This window comes from Actinophytocola sp. (assembly GCF_050699915.1).
GTDB lineage: Bacteria > Actinomycetota > Actinomycetes > Mycobacteriales > Pseudonocardiaceae > Actinophytocola.
Genome location: NZ_JBOHGA010000348.1, coordinates 1 through 4,182 on the forward strand (window position 1 = coordinate 1; position 4,182 = coordinate 4,182).

The following is a 4,182-nucleotide window of genomic DNA, read 5'->3' on the forward strand; positions in this document are numbered from 1 at the left end:
TCCCGAGTTCCGCAGTTAGTGGGCATGCGCGGGGCCTCTGATCGGCGTTTCCGCTGGTAGGAGCGTTGCGGGTGGTCGCGAACCGCTGAAAGGCGTGGGCACACGACTTGCCGTGTCGCGCTTGATTGCGCTGTTGGTTCCTGCTCGACTGTGGGCATGTACCTGCGGACGACGCAGCGGCGGAATCGGGACGGCTCGGTGGTCCGTTACGTCCAGCTGGCGCATAACCGGCGGGTGGACGGGGTGACGCAGGCGCAGGTGCTGCTCAACCTGGGTCGGGAAGACCGGCTCGACCGTGACGGGCTGCGGCGGCTGGTCGCGTCGATCAACCGCTACCTCGGCGTACCTGACTCTGGGGCGCCGGCAGACGCCGCGCAGTTGGCTGGTGACGGGCTGCGGGTGGCCGCCTCGCGTCCGGTGGGGACGGTGCGTCTGCTCGATGGGCTGTGGCGGGCGCTTGAGGTGGATGCGGCGCTGCGCAAGGTGTTGGGGTCGCGCCGGTTCACCACCGATGTGGAGCGGGTGTTGTTCGCGCTGGTGGCGAACCGGGCGATCGACCCGATGTCGAAGCTGTCGGCGGCCGAGTGGGCCAGCTGCGACGTGGCGATCGACGGCCTGGATGCCATGGACGAGGACCAGGCGTACCGAGCGATGGACCTGCTGGTCGAAGCGGACGCGCAGGCCGAGGTGCAGGAGGCGGTGTTCTTCGCGGTGGCCGACCTGCTCAACCTCGAGGTCGACCTGCTGTTCTTCGACACCACGTCCACGTACTTCGAACGCGACGACGAGGAGACCGGCGAGGCCGCGTTCCGCCGCTACGGGCACTCCAAGGACCACCGCGAGGACCTGCCGCAGATCGTCATCGGGCTGGCCGTGACGAAGGAGGGCATCCCGGTCCGCTGCTGGTGCTGGCCCGGCAACACCAACGACCAGACGATCCTGCCGCAGGTCAAAGACGACATCCGGGGCTGGCGGCTCGGGCGAATCATCACCGTGGTCGATCGCGGCTTCTCCTCCGCGGAGAACCTGGCCTACCTGCGCCGCGGCGGCGGGCACTTCATCGCCGGGATGCGCATGCGCGACGGCAATCCCCTCGTGGAGCAGGTGCTCTCGCGGCAGGGCCGCTACCAGCAGGTCCGCGAGAACCTGCGGGTCAAGGAAGTCACTGTCGACGAGGCCGGCGTGCGGTTCGTCATCTGCCACAACCCGGAGCAGGCCGAACGCGACCGCGGCCAGCGAGAGGACGCCATCGCCCGCTTGGAGGCCGAACTCGCGCGGATCAAGCAGACCAGGGAACGTGACCGCAAGAAGGCGAACAAGAACGCCAGGCAGAAGGCCGAGGCCGCGCACCTGAAGGCCGAGTGCGCGCTGCGGGATCACCCTGCCCTCGGCCGGTGGCTGCGCCAGTCGCCGACCGGGCGGCTGTCGATCAACCGGGCCAAGGTCAAGCAGGAGGCGCGGTTGGACGGCAAGTACCTCATCGCCACCTCCGACCCGCACATCAGCGCCGAAGACACCGCGCTGGGTTACAAGAACCTCCTGGAGGCCGAGCGCGGCTTCCGCGACCTGAAGTCCACCCTGGACCTGCGGCCGGTCTTCCACCGGCTCGAGCACCGCATCCGCGCCCACGTCCTGCTGTGCTGGCTGGCGCTGCTGCTCATCCGCGTCGCCGAGCGCCGCACCGGCGCCACCTGGCGCCGCATCGCCACCGAACTCGCACGCGTGCACGCCGTCGCGCTCACCGGCAGCGCCGGCACCGCCGTGCACACCACCCCACTCACCACCACCCAGGCCGGCATCTACCGCGATTGTCAGGTCCCAGCGCCGCCCCCGATCACCGCGCTTCACCCCTCCTGACCAGGCGAAATACCGCCGCTACCGGCCACAACAGGCGTGGACACACGCGCACCTGCCCGCCCTACACGCGTTCCCGCAGGTCAACGCCCGAATTCGGCAAGATCATGTGCCCACCAACTGCGGAACCCGGGAGGACCGACGCGTCGCCCAACTCGAAGCGCAACTACTCGACCAGCCCACCTGCTAACCCCGTCCACGTCGCGAACATGCACGCCACGTAAAACCGCAGGTCAAAGGGCACACACCAAGATCAACAGTCGGAAAAGCCGGCATCAACCCGAACGGCCAATGGGCGTGGCTTGAGGACGCAACAGGACTGCCGATCGCGGCCGCCGTCGCCGACAGCCTGATCGAGACCCCGGCAGATTGACTTAGCCGAGGGTAGCGGCGCCGGCGCGGAGGATCAGCAGCAGCTGGGCGGTGATGTCGGCGCGGTTGCGTTCGAAGGTGGGGTCGGTGATCTCGGTGGTGTTGTTCGGGTCCATCACCAGCACCGGGGTGTGTACGTGCCCCGCCGGCGTGGCCAGCCCGTACGCGTCGCGCAGCAACGTGTTGCGGTACGCGATCTCGTTGGACAGGTAACCGCCGCCACCGCCCTGCACCGCGATCGAGCCCTCCGTCGGGCCGTCCGGCCGGAACACCGGCGTGGTGCTGCCGGCGGGGATCTCCACCACCGAGCTGTTCACGCGCGCCAGGAACGGCTGGCCGGTCGGCGCCGCCATCGCCTCCAGCGGCAGCGAGCTGCCGATGAACTCCGGCCCGGGCCCGACCCCGGGGAACACCACCGGCGCGGTCGACGTACCGCCACCCCAGATGTCGTTGTTGTCGCCCACCGAGCTGGTGGAGCGCCGCCGGCCGTTCCACTTCTCGATGTCGAACGCGTCGGGCCGGCCCTGGCTCACGGTGCTCACCAGGTCGGCGCGCTGCCGTCCGGCGGCGTAGTGCGGCGCGAACCCGTCCTCCACGATGCCGTGGTCGAAGTCGGCGTACCGCACCGGGAACACCGCGACTTCGATCTCCACCCGTACCCCGGCCACCTCGATGACTTGCCCGTCGAGTGGCAGCACGCCCGCCCCGGACGGGTTGCCGCGCCGGATCTCCTGGTCCAGCAGGAACGGGTCGAACCCGGAGACGAACAGCTGGCGTACGCCCGGAGCGCCGCCGAAGTCGCTGGAGGTGATGCCGCGCGAGGCGTACTCCAGCCGCTTCTCCAGCTCCGGCCGGTCGACCGGGAAGCCGGGGGCCCACTGCCGCAGCGCGGCGGTCATCGCGAGCCGGGCCCAGTACAGCGGGCGGTCGTCGCCACCCGGCAACGACGCATAGTGAGGGGCGCCGTCGCGGGCGCGTGCCACCGCGAGCTCCCACAGCCGCCGGCCGTGTCCGGTCACCACCCCGCGTGCCGCCGTCGCCGAACCCGCGGCACACAGCGCCCGCTCGAACTGCGCCACGTTACGGTCGAAGCCGCTGCGTCGCAGCAGCTGCGCCGCGACCGGTTCAGGATCGTCCCCGAGTACGCGGGTCAGCCGCTGCTCCTCGACGGTCAGCGGGACCATGGTGTCCCGGCAGCCGGCGTCGGCGTACGCGGGCGCGGCGGGTGCGGTGACGGCGGCGAGCGCTACCAGTGCCGTGAACAGTCGGCGCATCGTGGACCTCCCCAGGTCGATCCTGGGAAACACTGCACCGCACGAGCCGATCAGGTCAACAGCTGGCGGCCGCGTAGCGGGGGGCTGACTGCGGGCCGCGAGCGGGGTGGCCGCCAGCCGCGAGCGGGGTGGCCTCGGCGTGTCGCACGGGACTATCTTGATCAACGCGGTAAAGGGGGCGAACTGTCGGCGTGGCCTGCCTCGATGCCGGTAAGGTTCCGCGTACTGTGACCTGCAGGCGCTCACGGGAGGAGGACGGCGATGCGGCCGGTACGCTTCGTGGCCCTCTCCGAGGACGGTCAGGCCCTCGTCCTCTCCGACGAGGTCGGGCGGCTGCTGTCGCTGCCGCTCGACGATCGGCTGAACGGCGCCGTGCGGCATGACAAGCAGGCGCACGGCCAGCTCGCGATGTCGATGGAGATGTCGCCCGCCCTGTCCCCCCGCGACATCCAGGCCCGGATCCGCGCCGGCGACTCCGCCGAAGAGGTGGCCCGGGTCGCGAACGTCCCCGTCGACCGGGTCCTCCGGTACGCCGGCCCGGTGCTACAGGAGCGGGCGATGCTCGCCCAGCACGGACGGCGTACCCGACTGCGCAGCTCCGAGTCCGGGGAGAGCCTCGCCGAGGTGATCGACAAGCGGCTCGCCGAGCACGGCGTGGAGGCCGAGAAGGTCTCCTGGGACG

At 70.5% G+C, this 4,182-nt stretch carries 3 protein-coding genes; 2 read left to right on the forward strand and 1 reads right to left on the reverse strand.

All coding sequences use genetic code 11. From position 1 onward, the window contains the following. Positions 1–156 precede the first annotated feature (156 nt). On the forward strand, positions 157–1,857 hold the full coding sequence (locus tag ACRDSK_RS32155; protein WP_431445175.1) for an IS1634 family transposase: 1,701 nt from the start codon (positions 157–159) through the stop codon (positions 1,855–1,857). Positions 1,858–2,228: 371 nt separating this feature from the next. Here ACRDSK_RS32155 and ACRDSK_RS32160 read toward each other — a convergent pair whose 3' ends face one another. After that, a complete protein-coding gene (locus ACRDSK_RS32160; protein WP_431445176.1) occupies positions 2,229–3,500 on the reverse strand; it encodes a pyroglutamyl peptidase in 1,272 nt (423 codons plus the stop codon). Positions 3,501–3,761: 261 nt separating this feature from the next. On the opposite strand from ACRDSK_RS32160, the gene sepH reads away from it, so the two are divergent. Beyond that, the coding region (gene sepH / locus ACRDSK_RS32165; RefSeq protein WP_431445177.1) for a septation protein SepH at positions 3,762–4,182 on the forward strand (421 nt) is incomplete at its 3' end.

What these genes read in the sequence shown, in the direction of transcription:
- ACRDSK_RS32155 (WP_431445175.1), top strand. Translation starts at nt 157, where the DNA reads ATGTACCTGCGGACGACGCAGCGGCGGAATCGGGACGGCTCGGTGGTC.
- ACRDSK_RS32160 (WP_431445176.1), bottom strand. Translation starts at nt 3,500, where the DNA reads ATGCGCCGACTGTTCACGGCACTGGTAGCGCTCGCCGCCGTCACCGCA.